Annotated in this window: 13 protein-coding genes; 3 read left to right on the top strand and 10 right to left on the bottom strand. The window is 64.4% G+C overall.

Annotated elements, in window-relative coordinates; all coding sequences use genetic code 11:
* Positions 1-36: 36 nt before the first annotated feature.
* The 6 genes from A3M3_RS0103795 to A3M3_RS0103820 all read right to left on the bottom strand — a co-directional run bounded on the left by A3M3_RS0103795 (position 37) and on the right by A3M3_RS0103820 (position 7,185).
* Positions 37-1,191: an ABC transporter substrate-binding protein gene (locus A3M3_RS0103795; RefSeq protein WP_028265227.1), complete on the bottom strand. Its 1,155-nt coding sequence runs from the start codon at positions 1,189-1,191 to the stop codon at positions 37-39.
* A 277-nt stretch (positions 1,192-1,468) separates the two neighbouring features.
* On the bottom strand, positions 1,469-2,935 hold the full coding sequence (locus A3M3_RS0103800) for a sulfate adenylyltransferase subunit 1 (protein ID WP_081736674.1): 1,467 nt from the start codon (positions 2,933-2,935) through the stop codon (positions 1,469-1,471).
* A complete protein-coding gene (cysD, locus tag A3M3_RS0103805) occupies positions 2,935-3,921 on the bottom strand; it encodes a sulfate adenylyltransferase subunit CysD (protein WP_028265229.1) in 987 nt (328 codons plus the stop codon). Before cysD ends, A3M3_RS0103800 begins: the two co-directional genes overlap by 1 nt.
* Positions 3,918-4,634: a phosphoadenylyl-sulfate reductase gene (locus A3M3_RS0103810; protein WP_028265230.1), complete on the bottom strand. Its 717-nt coding sequence runs from the start codon at positions 4,632-4,634 to the stop codon at positions 3,918-3,920. Before A3M3_RS0103810 ends, cysD begins: the two co-directional genes overlap by 4 nt.
* Positions 4,631-6,376: a nitrite/sulfite reductase gene (locus A3M3_RS0103815; RefSeq protein WP_028265231.1), complete on the bottom strand. Its 1,746-nt coding sequence runs from the start codon at positions 6,374-6,376 to the stop codon at positions 4,631-4,633. Before A3M3_RS0103815 ends, A3M3_RS0103810 begins: the two co-directional genes overlap by 4 nt.
* A gap of 98 nt (positions 6,377-6,474) precedes the next feature.
* A complete protein-coding gene (locus A3M3_RS0103820; RefSeq protein ID WP_028265232.1) occupies positions 6,475-7,185 on the bottom strand; it encodes a sirohydrochlorin chelatase in 711 nt (236 codons plus the stop codon).
* A gap of 51 nt (positions 7,186-7,236) precedes the next feature.
* Between A3M3_RS0103820 and A3M3_RS0103825 the strand changes: the two genes are divergently transcribed.
* Together A3M3_RS0103825 and A3M3_RS0103830 are read left to right on the top strand one after the other, a co-directional pair.
* Complete coding sequence (locus A3M3_RS0103825) at positions 7,237-7,920, top strand: trimeric intracellular cation channel family protein (protein WP_197023296.1); 684 nt, start codon at positions 7,237-7,239, stop codon at positions 7,918-7,920.
* Positions 7,921-7,933: 13 nt separating this feature from the next.
* The gene (locus tag A3M3_RS0103830; RefSeq protein ID WP_028265234.1) at positions 7,934-8,356 is read left to right on the top strand and encodes a hypothetical protein; all 423 of its coding nucleotides are present in this window, start codon (positions 7,934-7,936) and stop codon (positions 8,354-8,356) included.
* 113 nt (positions 8,357-8,469) lie between these two features.
* Here A3M3_RS0103830 and A3M3_RS0103835 read toward each other — a convergent pair whose 3' ends face one another.
* From A3M3_RS0103835 to A3M3_RS0103850, 4 genes are all read right to left on the bottom strand, one after another.
* A complete protein-coding gene (locus tag A3M3_RS0103835) occupies positions 8,470-9,288 on the bottom strand; it encodes an endonuclease domain-containing protein (protein ID WP_028265235.1) in 819 nt (272 codons plus the stop codon).
* 451 nt (positions 9,289-9,739) lie between these two features.
* Positions 9,740-10,843: a polyprenyl synthetase family protein gene (locus A3M3_RS0103840; RefSeq protein ID WP_028265236.1), complete on the bottom strand. Its 1,104-nt coding sequence runs from the start codon at positions 10,841-10,843 to the stop codon at positions 9,740-9,742.
* A gap of 9 nt (positions 10,844-10,852) precedes the next feature.
* Positions 10,853-12,265, bottom strand: coding sequence for a geranylgeranyl reductase family protein (locus A3M3_RS0103845; RefSeq protein ID WP_028265237.1), 1,413 nt, complete (start codon positions 12,263-12,265; stop codon positions 10,853-10,855).
* Positions 12,266-12,287: 22 nt separating this feature from the next.
* Positions 12,288-13,061, bottom strand: a complete 774-nt coding sequence (locus A3M3_RS0103850; RefSeq protein WP_028265238.1) for a demethylmenaquinone methyltransferase — start codon at positions 13,059-13,061, stop codon at positions 12,288-12,290.
* 147 nt (positions 13,062-13,208) lie between these two features.
* Between A3M3_RS0103850 and A3M3_RS0103855 the strand changes: the two genes are divergently transcribed.
* Positions 13,209-14,579, top strand: coding sequence for an isochorismate synthase (locus A3M3_RS0103855; RefSeq protein WP_028265239.1), 1,371 nt, complete (start codon positions 13,209-13,211; stop codon positions 14,577-14,579).
* Positions 14,580-14,671 lie beyond the last annotated feature (92 nt).

Here is a 14,671-nt window from a genome sequence, read left to right on the forward strand (position 1 = left end):
ACGACAACAACTGCGAGTTAGTTGGGCCTTGGCGGTTCAGTCTTGGCCCAGTCCCGCGGCCGAGGTCTTCTGCCCGGTCACGCTGTTGAGGGCGCGGAGGTCGAAGATGCCGTTGATGTCGGCCGGTTTGGTGATGCCGGCGTCCACCCCGTCCTGGAGCAGTTTCTTGTAGGTTCCGGCGAGCGGGTCCACGGTGAAGACGATGTTCTTCAGGGAGCGGTCGATGACGTCGGCCGGGAGCGTACTGCCTGCCGTTGCCTTCAGTGCGGCGTTGATGGCGGTGGCCTTGTCGGCAGCGGAGGCGGAGTTGAGCCAGTTGACCGAGGCTTCGTGGCCCTGGAGCAGAGCGGTCACCGTCTGGGGGTGCTCGGCGGCGAACTTCTTGCTGACGATCAGGATGGTGGTGGGGAACGCACCCTTATCCCAGAGGTCCTTCTCGTCCACGAGGACCTTGCCGCCGGCTTGGAGCACCAGGCGCGAGGCCCACGGTTCAGGCAACCACGCGCCGTCGAGCTTTCCGTCCTGGAAGAGCTTGAGGGTCTGGGCGTTGTCGGTCGGGTTGATGGCGACGTCGCCACCGCCGTTCGGGTCGGTCTTCAGGCCCTGCTTGGCCAGCCAGGCGCGCAAGGCTACGTCCTGGGTTCCGCCGAGCTGCGGCGAGGCGAGGGTCTTGCCCTTGAGGTCCGCGGCGCTGTTGATCCCGGGCTTGACCACCAGTTGGGCCCCGCCGGAGGCTGCACCGGCGATGATGCTGATGGATGCGCCCTTGCTTTGGACGAAGGAGTTGATGGCCGGGTTGGGGCCGAGGTACGCGGCGTCGATCGCGCCGGCGTTCAGAGCCTCGATGGCGGCCGGTCCGGCGTTGAAGATCTGGGTGGTGAGCTTGGTGCTGCCCAGCTTGCTGGCGAAAATGCCCTTGCTGACGCCCACAAGCGCCGGGGCGTGGGTGACGTTGCCGAAATAGCCGAGCCGAAGTTCGGCCGCGGGCGTCGTTGCCGCCGCGGCCTGGGTTTCGTTGTTCTTCGCGACAACCGATGCCACCGCGGCGCCGGCGCCGATCAGCAGGACGAGTCCGACGACGATGCCGATCTCAAGCGTGCGACGGCGCTTGGGCTTAGTGCTTTCGCCGGCGACGATGCGCGTGGTGCCCGGGTTGGACGCGGGCGGCGTGGGTTCTGGAGTCTTTGACATGGGAAATCCTTGGGATGCGTTGCGGAAGGGGCAGGGCGTGTATCAGGCCCTGCGACATCGCCCCGGGAGGGAGGGCAAGGACCAATCCGATGAAGTCATGGATTCACCATAGGGACAGTCATATTTGCCGTTCAATGACCCGGAAACTCTGGGTCACGCACGTTCATGCAACGTCACAATTCGAGAGGCCCCAACGCAAAAAACCGCAGCTTGTTTCTCCTCCCGCACCCTGAAGGCGGGTTTCAGAAACAAGCTGCGGCTCCGGTGGCCAACAACGTCAGATGACGTAACGTTCGTCCTCGTGGTCGCCCGGGTGGTCCTTCACCAAACCGGCGGCGAGGGTGTTGCCGTCGACCGGATCGATGACGAGGAAAGCCCCGGTACGACGGTGGTGCAGGTAGTTTTCCAAGGGCAACGGCGCGGCCAGCCGAAGTTGAGCGTTACCGATGTCGTTCAGCTCAAGGCTGGACGTAGCCTCCACGTTGAACGTGGCCAGATCCAGCTTGCCCGTCACATTGCGCACGAGCGCCTGGACAGTGCGGGTGCCGTGCTTCACGAGCACCTTGGCACCTTCACGCAACGGCTTCGGCGAGAGCCAGGCCAGTGCCGCGTACAGATCGGCCGAGCTTTCGCGCACGGTCCCTGCTGCGGCGATGGTGTCACCGCGTGCGATGTCGATGTCATCCGCCAGGCGGATCGCCACGGACTGCGGAGCAGTGGCCTCCGCCAGCTCGCTGCCGGCGAAGTCAATCCCGGTGACGGTGGTGATCTTGGGCTCGTGGCCCGGGCTCAGGACGGTGACCTCGTCGCCGAGCTTCACGGTCCCTTCCGTGATCTGGCCGGCGTAGGCGCGGTAGTCTCGGTATGCCTCGACGTCGAGCCCTGCGGCGACGGCGTCGGGAGCCAGCGCGCCCTGCGGGCGGATGACCAGCTGGACCGGGAAGCGGAAGCTCTCGAGGTGGCTTTCCAGCTCGTCGGCGGCCGGAAGGGTCTCGAGGACCTCGAGTAGTGCCGGGCCGCCGTACCACGGGGTGCGGTCCGAGCGGTCCACCACGTTGTCGCCCTCGAGCGCCGACACAGGGATGACCACGACGTCGGCTATTCCGTCGGAACCCAAGCCAAGCTCGCGGGCAACTTTCTGAACATCCGTCTCGATCTCGCGGAAGACAGACTCGCTGAAGTCCACGAGGTCGATCTTGTTCACGGCGATGATCACGTGCGCCACGCGCAGCAACTGCAACACGGACAAGTGCCGGCGGGTCTGCTCCAGGACTCCCTTGCGGGCGTCAATGAGTACGACGACGGCATCCGCAGTGGACGCGCCCGTCACCGTGTTCTTGGTGTACTGCACGTGGCCTGGGCAGTCCGCGAGGATGAAGCTGCGGCGGTCGGTGGCGAAGTAGCGGTAGGCGACGTCGATGGTGATGCCCTGTTCGCGCTCGGCACGCAGGCCGTCGGTCAGGAGGGCGAGGTCGATCGCCTGACTGCCTGTAGCGCCGGCTCCACCGAAGCCACGGTCCGCCGAGGTGCGGGCCACGGCGTCGAGCTGGTCGGCGAGGATCGCCTTGGAGTCGTGCAGGAGGCGGCCCACGAGGGTGGACTTGCCGTCGTCGACCGATCCCGCGGTGGCGAAGCGGAACAGAGTCCCCACCGGCACCCTAACCTCGCTTCGCTCGGCCAGGGAACCCTGCCGGTGTGGGCCCACGTTGGATTCGGTGATTGAGCTTGTGGAAATCGTGCTCATTAGAAGTAGCCGTCCTTCTTGCGGTCTTCCATGGCTGCCTCGGAGATGCGGTCATCTGCCCGGGTGGCGCCACGTTCGGTGAGGGTGGATGCGGCTACCTCCAGAACAACAGCCGCGACGTCGGCCGCGTCCGAAACAACCGCGCCAGTGCAGGACATGTCCCCTACAGTGCGGTAACGCACCGTCTTGGTGATAACTTCCTCGTGCGGGAGCGGCAGGGAAACCTCACCAACCGCACGCCACATGCCGTCGCGCTCGTAGACTTCGCGTTCGTGGGCGTAATACAAGCCGGGCAGCTCAATGCCTTCGCGCTCGATGTAGCGCCACACGTCCAGCTCGGTCCAGTTGCTGATGGGGAACGCCCGGACGTGCTGGCCCACGGTGTGGCGGCCGTTGTAGAGGTTCCACAATTCCGGGCGCTGGTTGCGGGGATCCCACTGGCCGAACTCGTCGCGCAGGCTCAAGATGCGCTCCTTGGCACGGGCCTTATCCTCGTCGCGACGGCCGCCGCCGAAGACGGCGTCGAACTTGTTGCGCTGAATGGCATCCAGCAGGGGCACGGTCTGCAGCGGGTTGCGGGTGCCGTCGGCACGCTCGGCGAGTTCGCCGCGGTCGATGAATTCCTGCACGGAGCCGACCACGAGCTTCAGGCCCAGGCGTTCCACCGTGCGGTCGCGGAATTCGATGACCTCGGGGAAGTTGTGGCCGGTGTCCACGTGCAGCACGGGAAAAGGGACCTTGCCGGGCCAGAACGCCTTGGTGGCCAAGTGCAGCATCACCACGGAGTCCTTGCCGCCGGAGAACAGCAGCGCCGGCTTCTCGAACTCGGCGACAACCTCGCGGATGATGTGGATGGCCTCGGACTCGAGGGTGTCTAGGCTGGACAGCCGCTCCCCTGCCACGCGCTGGGCGGCGGCCGGCGTCTCCACAAGGTCCTCTTCCAGCACTGACAGCTCCGTGTCCTCGTTGGTGATTTGGGTGCTCATACGTGTAGTCCGCATTCTGTCTTGTCGGTCCCGGCCCAGCGGCCGGAACGGGGATCTGCTCCCGGGGCTACTTTCCTGGTGCAGGGCTGGCATCCGATGGACGGGTAGCCCTGGCTGAGGAGCGGGTTGACGGGAAGGATGTTGTCTTCCGAGTACTGGACCAACTGGTCAAAGCTCCAGTCCGCCATCGGGTTTACCTTGACCAGGCCGTTGGCTTCGTCCCAGGTGATCAGTGGGGTGTTGGTCCTGGTGGGGGCCTCGTCGCGGCGCACGCCGGTAAACCAGACTTCGTAGCCCGCCAGAGTCCGGCGCAGCGGCTGGACTTTCCGGAGTGCGCAGCACTGGGCGGCGTCCCGGGCGAACAGGTCCTTGCCGAGAAGGCGGTCCTGCTGCTCCACGGTGTTTTCCGGCAGCACGTCCACGATGTTCACCCGCAGGTTAGCAGCGACCTCGTCGCGTGTGGCATGGGTCTCCGGGAAGTGGTAGCCGGTCTCCAGGAACAAGACGTCGACGCCGGGAAACTGGTCCGCGACGAGAGCCGGCAGCACGGCGTCGGCCATGGAGCAGGCGACGGCGACGGCGGGCAGTTCGAAGTTGCGGACTACCCAGGCGATGACGTCACGGGCCGGTGCGTTCCAGCCGAGCTCAGCGGCACCGGATTCGGCCAAGGCCTTGAGTTCGTCGTGGGAACGCTGTTGGGCGGTTGTCGTCACTGGAGATCTCCTTCATCGGCAGCATGTGCCCATTCGGCGAAGGTTTGGCCCTCGGCACGGTCGGCCACAAATTTCCGGACCACCCGCTCCACATAATCTGGCAGGTCCTCGACATAGACCTTGAGGCCACGCACAGTGCGTCCGAGGCCGGCTTCTTCGCGGTCGGACGAAGCGAGCCCGCCGCCCAAGTGAACCTGGAAGCCCGGGGTGGGGTCGCCGTCGGGCGTTGGCAGCATCATGCCCTTGAGGCCAATGTCCGCGGTCTGGATGCGGGCGCAGGAGTTGGGGCAGCCGTTGATGTGCAGGGACAGTGCCTGGGGCAGCTGCTTGCTTTCCGTGAGGTCCGCCAAGCGGCGTTCCAGTTCGGCAACGGCAGTGGCTGCGGTGACCTTGGTCTCCACGATGGCAAGCTTGCAGAACTCGATACCCGTGCAGGCGATGGTGCCGCGGCGGAACACGGACGGTCGAGCGGAGAGGCCCAGGGAGTCCAGCTCGGCCACGAGCGGTTCAACCTGCTCCTTGGCGACGTCCAGCAGCACAACCTTCTGGTGCGGCGTGGTGCGGAGGCGGAAAGAGCCATGGGCTTCGAGGGTGTCCGCCAGTTTCACGAGCTGGCCTCCGGACAGCCGCCCGGCCAGCGGGGCGGCGCCGATGAAGAACTTGCCGTCCTTCTGTTCGTGGATGCCGACGTGGTCGCCGGGTGTCGAAGGCTTGGGCGCAGCGGGGCCGTCGGCAAGTTTGAAGCCGAGGTATTCGTCTTCAAGGATCTGGCGGAATTTCTCCGGGCCCCAGTCGGCCAGGAGGAACTTCAGGCGAGCCTTGGTGCGCATGCGACGGTAGCCGTAGTCGCGGAAGATGCTGGTGACGCCGAGCCACACTTCGGCGGCTTGCTCAGGCTTCACGAACGCGCCGAGCCGCTTGGCCAGCATCGGGTTGGTGGAGAGTGCGCCGCCCACCCAGAGGTCATAGCCGGCGCCGAGTTCCGGGTGGACCATGCCCACCAGGCCGAAGTCGTTGATCTCGTGGACCACGTCTTGGGAAGGGTGGCCGGTGATGGCGGTCTTGTACTTGCGCGGCAGGTTGGCGAGCTCAGGGTCGCCGATGAAGCGCTCCGCGAGTTCGTTGATCAACGGCGTGGGATCGATGATCTCGTCCTTGGCGATGCCGGCAACCGGGGAGCCCATGATGACACGGGGGACGTCGCCGCAGGCTTCGGTGGTGGACAGGCCAACGGATTCGAGGCGGTGCCAGATCTCCGGCATGTCCTCCACGCGGATCCAGTGCAGTTGGATGTTCTGGCGGTCCGTGAGATCGGCGCTGCCACGGGCGAAGTCCACCGAAATCTGGCCGATCACACGCAGCTGCTCGGTGGTGAGCGCACCGCCGTCGATCCTTATGCGGAGCATGAAGTACTTGTCTTCAAGCTCGTGCGGCTCAAGCGTGGCGGTCTTGCCGCCGTCGATCCCGGGCTTGCGCTGGGTGTAGAGGCCCCACCAGCGGAAGCGGCCATGCAAGTCCGTGGCATCGATCGAGTCGAAGCCGTGCTTGGCGTAGACAGACTCGATACGCTCACGGACGTTCAGCCCGTTGTCTTCCTGCTTCCAAGTCTCGTTGGCGTTGAGCGGCGCAGTGCCGTCAACTTTCCACTGGCCGTGGGGTTTCGCGGCAGGACGGGCGGCACGGGCGGGGCGCTTGGGAGCAGCCTCGTCCGTAGACGCTCCGGCTAGAGCTGTATCAGTCATGCATCGACTGTAGGGCTGGCCAGATTTCTCCAACAACGACGCAGAAACGAAGAGTCACCTAGGGAAACATTTCGTCACGAACCGCCGAATGGCCTTGTTCACTTTGTCTTGCTGTGCATTCCGGCAAGGACTGCGTCGTAGCGTTCCAGGGCGATCTCCGCGAGCACCGGAGACGGCAGCAGCGGGGCAGTCACGACGTCGGCCCCGGCCTTGGACAGCTGGTCGTGGAAGTAGCCCGTGGCCAACAAGTATGAGGATACGACGACGCGCCCGGCGTCTTCGGTGACTTCAGCGCGCAGGGCCGCGACGCCGTCGGGCACGTTCGGTTCGGCACTGGCGCCATAGGCGACCCGGACTTTGTTGGGCAGCAGCTCGGCGAGCTGGCGCGCCTGCTCCTCCGAATCAACGGAACCGTCCGGCAAGGACGAGCCCGCGGCGGCGAGCAGGACGCCGTCGTCGTCGCCCAAGCCTGAATCGCGCAACCGCGCGGCGAGCAGCTCGGCGAGCCGCGGATCCGGGCCCAGTGGAGGCGCCGCGGACACTTCCGGGCGGCCCTTGATCGCTTGGGGGATGTCCACCTGGACGTGGTAACCGGTGCTGAGCAGCAAGGGAACGACGACGGCCGGCGTGCCTTCCGGGAGTCTCGCCACCACGCCGGACAACTCCGGTTCCTGGACGTCGACGTAGGCCTCAACAACGGTCAGTCCGGGCCTCAGGGCCTCGATGTCGGCCATGACTTGACGGATAGCCGCCTGCCCTTCGACGTTCCGGGTTCCGTGGGCGCACGCGATCAAGACGGGGTTGTTCATGCGTGCAAGCGTAACGTTGGGCGAAGAGGATCCCCCGTGCGTGAACGAAGAATGGAGCTGCATTTGTTCACTTTTGACCTTGCGCTGGTTTGGCTGGACCTCGCCGGCGTCTTCTTTTTTGCGGTGTCCGGATCGTTGCTCGCGGCCAAGAAACGGTTCGACATCATCGGCTCGCTTCTCCTGGCTTCGCTCGTGGCCCTGGGCGGCGGCATCATGCGCGACATCATCATCAATGCCGGGCCACCAGCGGCGTTCACCAACCCTGTTTATGTTGTGCCTCCGCTGTTGGCTGCGGGGCTGGTGTATTTCCTGTTTTCGAGCATCCAACGCTTCACCTCCCTCCTGACCCTGTTCGACGCGGGCGGGCTGGCCCTGTTTTGCATTACCGGAACGCTCAAGGCGCTGGCTGCCGGGATGAATCCGGTGGCTGCAATGCTGCTGGGCGTCTCCACGGCCGTGGGCGGCGGTTTGCTCCGCGACATCACTGCCAACGAAATCCCCACCCTCTTCAATGCCCGGGATCTCTACGCTCTTCCGGCCTTCACTGGAGCGGCCCTGACGGCAGTGCTCTGGAGCGTGGGGGCCTTCAACGGGATCACCGCGGTCTTGATTGCGGCGTGGGTTTTCGCCTTTAGGGTGGTGGCCTGGCGGCGTGGTTGGCGGGTCCCGTTGGCGGTCCGGGGATGGCACCGCAGCGGGGGCCCGTTCGGCGCCGAATCCCTCGGCCGCGATTAGCTAGGATGGGAGCATGACTGACATGTTCCTCGAGAAGTTCCGCGCGCTTGTACCGAAGTATCTCGAGGACGAATGGCAGGAAGAAGACGGCCTGACCGCCTCTGAGCTGGACGAAGCCTTGGCCGCCCACTCGTTCACCATCCCCATGGTCCTGCGCGAGTTTTACCTGGCGATCGGTGGTTGCGAGGACCTCATGGAGGCCTACCACTACTTCTGGGACCCCGAGGAACTCGAAGTGGATGACGAGGGCTTCCTCATGTTCCTGGAGGACGAGGAAGAACAATTCACCTGGGGCTTCCGCGTAGGCGATCTCGGCGTCCCGGATCCCATCGTGTGGCGCCGTAATAACGCCCGAGGCCAGTGGAAATCCGAAGAAGGCACGTTCTCCGAGTTCGTGTTCGACATGTTCGACTGGGCTTTCAGCGACGAAGACTGAGGGTCTTTTCAGTGGGGTGCGGAGCTTCCTCCCCACCTTTGGGCTGGGTTTAGCTCTCGAGGCCCGTGTTTCCGGGGTTGTCCCTCTCAAACCATGGCCAAAACCGGGGAGATTCAGCGGCCTGTCCGCCGGAGAACATGAAGGACCTCGGCCAGGACGGTCTCTCGCTGATACACAATCTGGGAATAGTCGTACCGCAGAACCAAATAACCCTTGACTGTGCCTGCATTGTTGCGGCGCCGGTCCTTCTTGACCTGCCGAGGCTGCAAATGGCTCCCGCCGTCAATCTCCACAATCAGCCTTCCCTCCAGCAAAAAGTCCACAATTCCGATTCCTGACAATTCGACCTGCGTCTCGGTACGGATGCCGGCTTGCCGGAAAAGGATCCGCGCCACGACTTCGATGGGAGAATCAGCCGAGCCATCGACCAGTGAAAGCACCTTTCTGGCCGCGCCGTTCCGGTTGCCGGGCAGCCTCTCACGGAGGTAAGCAAGATTGGTCCGTCCCTGGAGCAAGGCGCTTTCCACCATGATGGCTGCCTCAATTTCAGGCCGGCAACGGAGGGCGTGCAGCAGGGTATCCGTCAGGCTGGCGACCGGGCGGATGTGCGGCGTCTCCACCACAGATTCACGGTGCATCACGAAGTCCTTGGCGTTGCCGTGCCTGCACAGCAAATGGAGGACCGGAGGTTCGCGCAGCACCCAGATGCCATTGTGCCTGGCCCCGGATGCGCATGTCAGCAACCCATTGGCGGTGAGGGCCGCGACGATATCCTCTTGGGCGATCGGCAACGCCAGGACTCCGTGGCGTCGCCGGACGACTAGGCCTCCAACAACCGCAGCCCGGATGGCCCGGTCCGAATAGCCTGCCCGTTTGACTGTGGCAGTCCTCGCAGCCGAGCCAGCGTAGTTCAGGAAGCCAACCAGGTCCATGGATCAACCTCAGCAGTGTGGCGATGACGTTGAAAAGACCGCAGCTTAGCTATGTGGATATCGGGCAAACGAGGAAACCACGCGAAACTCCCCTGTTTTGGCCGAGTTACCGGAGTCCGACGCCGAGAATCCAAGCCCTTGTTTTTGCCGGAGCCTTAATGGTGGGGAATCTACGACATCAAGACCCTTGGCCAATATTCCAAAACTTTTGACCAGGAAAGTTGCAGTCGTGACAAGGCTGTCATATGCTGTAACCGGATTCACTAAATGCCTCCGGTGAGTCTGATGCGAACGGAGATTATGGTCCCGGTTCGTTGCAACGCGTGACTCGTAGCGTTGCAAAGAACCGGGGCCATTGCATTTAAACGCCTCCCCCGCCCCGCCCAACTAGCTCGCATTTGTTGTCGTTTTGGCGCGTTTTAACGACAACAAATGCCGGTTACTTGGGGTTCTAGCTGGCGCGCTCCACAACGGCGTGGGCGAAGTTCGTCAGCGACTCCTTGACTACGCCTTCGGGCAACGGCTTCAACGCCTCGATCGCTTCCGCGGCCCACTGACGCGCGATGACCCAGGACTCCGCGGTGACGGGGTGCTCGCGCAGCCCTGCCACCGCTTCTGCCAGGGCTTCGTCGGAGGTGAGGTCGCCGTCCACCAGCTTCAAGAGTTCGACGGCGGAGTGGTCACCATTGTGGGCGGCCTTGCGGAGCAGGAGAACCGGCAGAGTCGGAACCCCTTCGCGAAGGTCCGTTCCCGGGGACTTACCGGACTTGACCTTGACGCCGGTGACGTCGATGACATCATCAGCCAACTGGAAGGCCACGCCCACTTTCTCGCCGTATTCCACCAATACGTCCTCGAAGGCTTCGTCTGCACCAGCGAAGATAGCCCCGAGCTGGCCGGACGCGGCAACCAGGGAGCCCGTCTTGTCGGCGATGACGGACAGGTAATGCTCCACCGCGTCTTCGCCTTCACGAGGGCCGACGGTTTCGTGCAGTTGGCCCAGGCACAAGCGTTCAAAAGTGCGGGCCTGGATTCCCAAGGCACGCGAGCCCAGCTCGGACACCAGGATCGAGGCCCGGGCAAAGATCAAATCGCCGGTGAGGATGGCCACCGAGTTGCCCCAGACTTCGTGGGCTGTGGGGGCGCCGCGGCGGTAGGGGGCAGAGTCCATCACGTCGTCGTGGTAGAGAGTTGCAAGGTGCGTTAGTTCAACCACGACGGCGGCCTGGACCACTTCCGGACGGGATGCGTCACCGAGGTGGGCGCACAAGAGAGTCAGAAGCGGGCGAATGCGCTTTCCACCGGCTTCCACCAGGTGACGCGACGTTGCATCAGCCAGGGGATCCGAATTGGCAATGGCTTCACGGAGCTTCTTTTCCACGCGGGCAAGGTTGGTGGTGATGGCAGGACCCAGCTCCACATCCTTGGCGATAGCGGCAAAACCTGCAGGAAGCTGCAGGCCAGTGGCAATCGCGGTGGTGGTGGGAGCAGGTTCGACAGTGTCCGGCAGGCCGTGGCCTGCGTGCGTCCAACTGTGTTCGGCAGAGTGAGTCACGGGTTAACCCTAACTTTTCGCAGTGGAAAGCGTTGATTCGGTGCCGCCGCGGGTGGAAGCGGCGTGGGACATCGTGTTGGACGTGGCGGGGACCAGCATCTCAAGGACGCGGATTACGCGGTCCTCGAAACCCTTGGCGGACGAATCCGTGAGGTTGGCGAGCATTCTCACCACAAAGCGCATCAGCACAGGGATGGGCATGCCCGTCCGCAGCGCGAGTTTCATCACGGCGGGCTTGCCGATGAGCGCAGCAAAGACGCGGCCCAGGGTGAAGTGTGAACCCCACTGGTCCCGCACGTAGTCCGCGTAGCGCGAAAGGTGCGCATCGGCGGCTCTGGAAGTCTCTGTGCCGGATCCCCATCCCGCGGAACGCGAACGCGAAGACGCGTCGATGATGAACTCGGCCGCAAAGCGGGCGGACTCCATGGCGTAGGAAATGCCTTCGCCGTTGAAGGGGGACACCATCCCGCCGGCGTCGCCCAGGAGCATGACCCCAGGCGAGTAGTGCGGGGTCCGGTTGAAGCCCATGGGCAGGGCGGCGCCGCGAATCTCGCCCACCTGGTTTTCGGGGGTGAAGCCCCATTCGGACGGCATCCCGGCGGTCCATTCGCGCAGGACCTGCTTGTAATCGAGCTTGCCGAATTCCTTGGACGAGTTCAGGATTCCGAGGCCGACGTTGGACGTGCCGTCGCCGACGCCGAACACCCAACCGTAGCCGGGCAGCGGCTTGCCGGACTTGCGAAGAGAGCCGGCGCGGGCCCCGCGCCGAGCTTGCGAGGCGTGGGAAGTCGGCGAATCGAGCTCGAGCCAGCCTTCCATCCAATCGTCTTCGTGGCGCGGAGACGTGAAGTAGGTGCGCACTGCGACGCCGAGCGGCCGGTCATCGCGCTTGTGCATGCCGAGTGAAACGGCAGTGCGCGTGGAGTTACCGTCCGCGGCGAGTACGACGTCGGCGTGAAAGTCCCGCGTTTCGCCCGTCTTCCGCCCGGATTCGTCGAGCAGCGCGGCCCGGGCGCCGATGACGCGCCCGGATTCGTCGCGCAGAGCTTCGGTGACGCTGTGGCGTTCGAGCACGACGGCGCCCGCCGCCTGGGCGTGCCGGGCCAGTTCCTCGTCGAATCCCAGGCGCGTGCGGATAAGTCCGTAGGTGGGAAAGTCGGCGACTTCGGGCCAGGGCAACTCAATGGTCCGGCCGCCGGCGATCAGTCGGAGTCCTTTGTTGCGGCGCCAGCCTTCGTTCTCGGCATGCGGGAGTCCGAGTTTTTGGATTTCGCGGACCGCACGGGGCGTGAGCCCGTCGCCACACACCTTTTCGCGCGGGAAGCTGGTCTTTTCCAGCACCGTCACTGAAATTCCAGCCTGGGCAAGGTAGTAAGCGGCGGTGGACCCGGCTGGCCCTGCGCCGACTATCAGTACGTTCACAGTGTCCTTGTTAATAAGCCGGTCAACGGGACTGTTCGCCGGCTTGGCGGCGCGGCTTGATCTGGCGGCGCAGCTTGGCCACGGGGACGCTTTCGCGGTGTTCGGAAGGCTTTTGGGCCCGGTGTACCGCCACGATGCCACCGCTCAGGTTGCGGTAGTTCACGTTCGTCCAGCCGGCTTCCTGCAGCCACGCGGCCAAGTGGTCCTGGTCTGGCCAAGCGCGAATGGACTCCGCAAGATACACGTACGCGTCCGGGTTGGAGGAGACCTTGGTGGCGATGGCGGGCAGGGCGCGCATGAGGTATTCGGTGTACATGGTCCGCCAGAGGGGCACCACGGGGGCCGAGAATTCTGCGATGACCAGGCGTCCGCCGGGCTTGGTGACGCGGAGCATCTCGGCGAGGGCCTTGTGCGGTTCGTTGACGTTGCGAAGGCCGAAGGAAATGGTGCACGCATCAAAGGAGTTGTCTGCGAACGGGAGCTTGGTGGCGTCTCCGGCAACGAAGTTGATGTCCGGGCGGCGGCGCTTGCCCACCTTCAGCATCCCCAAGGAGAAATCGCAGGCCACAACGTCTACGCCGGCGTCGGCGTAGGGTTCGCTGGAAGTACCGGTACCGGCGGCAAGGTCCAGGACCCTTTGGCCAACCCGGACATCCATCGCATCCACGACCACTCGGCGCCAACGCCTGGTCTGCCCCATGGACAGGACATCGTTGACGACGTCGTATTTGGGGGCGACATCATCAAACATCGTCGCAACTTCGTCCGGACGCTTTTCCAAGGATGCTCGGTTCACCCTGCAATTGTCTCAGACAAATTCGGGAAGAACTTCGGGCGCTCCATTCCTGCCGCACGGTTCCGGACGTTTCCGGCCGGGGCCTACCCGGGTTTCCGTTCTGGCCGACGCGGTTCGCGTTGCCCGCGGGAGTAATGTTGTTCCATCATGACGAGTACGCTCCGCACCTTGACAGTCCCCCTCGATGTTGATTCATCCTCCGGGGGGCTGCCGTCGTTTCTGGTCCGGGACGACGTCCTGTGCTGGTCCCGCCGCGAGAACGGACTGGTGGGCTTTGGCGAACTTGCGCGCTTCACGGCTTCCGGTCCTGATCGCTTCCTTGAAGCCGACATCTGGTGGCGCCATCTTGTCCTTGAGGCCGCCATCACAGATCCCCTCGAGCTCCCCGGCACCGGCCCACTGGCCTTCGGTTCCTTTGCCTTCTCCAAGACGTCGGCTTTTGAATCGCGCCTGATCCTTCCGGAAATTGTGGTCGGGATCCGGGACGGGCGGTCATGGCTTACCCAGTTGACGCTCGACGACGTCGAACTCACCGGGGCGGGCGCCCTCGCCGCGCTGGCAGTCTGGCTGAGCCCGTCAGGAGGCTCCGACGTCGCGCACCCAACTGACTCGCAATTGTTGTCGTTTAGCGGGCTCATAGCGACAACAACTGCGAGTCAGTTGGGTGATGGGAAGGTCACGCTCGAGAGCGGTTCCCTGAGCGAGACTGACTGGAAGCAGGCCGTCGCCGACGGCGTAGCGGAAATCCGGACGGGAAAGCTGGAGAAGCTGGTCCTGGCGCGGGATGTCGTGGCAACGCTGCCCGACGGCGTCAACGCCGCCCAGGTGCTCCGCCAGCTGGCCAGCCGATACCGCGAGTGCTGGACATACGGCGTCGACGGCTTGGTCGGCGCGACGCCGGAAATGCTCATCCAGGTGGAGGGCCGGACGGCGCAGGCGCGGGTCCTGGCCGGAACGTTGGATCGGCGCGACGCGGAGGGAATGGCCGGTTCCCCGATGGAATACGCCGAACGCGTGCTGGCCGGCTCGGAGAAGCAACGGCATGAGCACGAGATCGCCATTCAATCGTTGACTACGCAGCTGGCGCCCTTTTCCGAAGCCATGAACGCCCACAGCGAGCCGTTCATCCTGGAACTGCCCAATGTGTGGCACCTGGCCTCGGATGTGAAGGCCGAGCTCGCCGATATTGAGGGACATGTCCCTACGTGTCTGGCCCTGATCAACGCCCTCCACCCCACGGCCGCCGTGTGTGGGACGCCCACTTTGGTGGCCGGGGAGCTGATCCGGGAGCTTGAGCACATGGACCGTGGACCGTACGCCGGGCCGGTCGGGTGGCTCGACGCCACGGGCAACGGCGAGTGGGGCATCGCCCTGCGCGGCGCGATCATCGAGAGCCCAACCACCGTGCGCCTCTATGCGGGCTGCGGGATCGTTGAGGGTTCTGTTCCCGAGGCCGAGCTGGCGGAGACCTGGGCCAAATTCCGGCCGATGCTTGAGTCGCTCGGCATCAACCGCTAGCCAGCCGGGTCTGAAGTTCCAATCCTCACCTCCAGCTCCGTGGCTTGGCTCCCGACTGTCTGAGGGGCGAGACAACAGCAAGAGCGGAGGTC

This window comes from Arthrobacter sp. MA-N2, assembly GCF_000517125.1.
GTDB lineage: Bacteria > Actinomycetota > Actinomycetes > Actinomycetales > Micrococcaceae > Arthrobacter > Arthrobacter methylotrophus.